Consider the following 791-nt stretch of genomic DNA (forward strand, 5'->3'; position numbering starts at 1 on the left):
GTCGAGACGCCGCGGAACAGTGCTTTATAGCACTGGCCAAACGCGACTCGGCCCAATGGGTGCTTGACGCTGACATCTCAGGATGCTTTGACAATATCAGTCACGACTGGTTGATCACCAACATCCCCATGGACAAGGTGATTCTCCAGAAGTGGCTGAAATCCGGCTTTGTCTGGCAAAACCAGTGGTTCCCAACGGAAGCGGGCACGCCGCAAGGCGGTATTATCTCGCCCACTGTGGCGAACATGACCTTGGACGGGATGGAAAGCAAGCTACGGAAACACTTCGGTGAACCTGGCAGCCAGAAATCCAAGAAATCCAAGGTCAACCTGGTACGATATGCAGACGACTTCGTGATAACCGGCGCCTCGAAAGAGGTTCTGATGGAAGCGAAGTCTCTGATCGAGGAATTCCTGAGGAAACGGGGCTTGAGCCTCTCCCCGGAGAAAACCAAGATCGTGCATATCGAAAAAGGCTTTGATTTCCTCGGATGGAACGTACGCAAGTACGATGGGAAGCTTCTCATCAAGCCTGCGAAAAAGAACGTGCAAGCGTTCCTGCGGAAAATCCGAGCGATTATCAAGGCTAACAAACAGGCAAAGCAGGAAAACGTGATTGAACTCCTGAACCCGGTCATACGGGGATGGGCGAACTATCACAGCAACCAGGTGGCAAAGGAAACCTTCAATAAGGTAGACTGTGTCATCTGGAAACAGCTTTGGTCATGGGCCTGTCGCAGACACCCAAACAAAGGTGCAAAGTGGGTCAAAGACCGATACTGGAGACAGGAA

Annotated in this window: 1 protein-coding gene; it reads left to right on the top strand. The window is 51.8% G+C overall.

The genetic code is table 11. The annotated features are described in order from the left end of the window. Positions 1-791 (top strand): reverse transcriptase domain-containing protein (locus ACYQ6T_RS10695; RefSeq protein ID WP_459830698.1); only part of this gene is annotated, 791 nt, incomplete at both ends.

The sequence above is a fragment of the Hydrogenophilus islandicus genome, assembly GCF_054657095.1.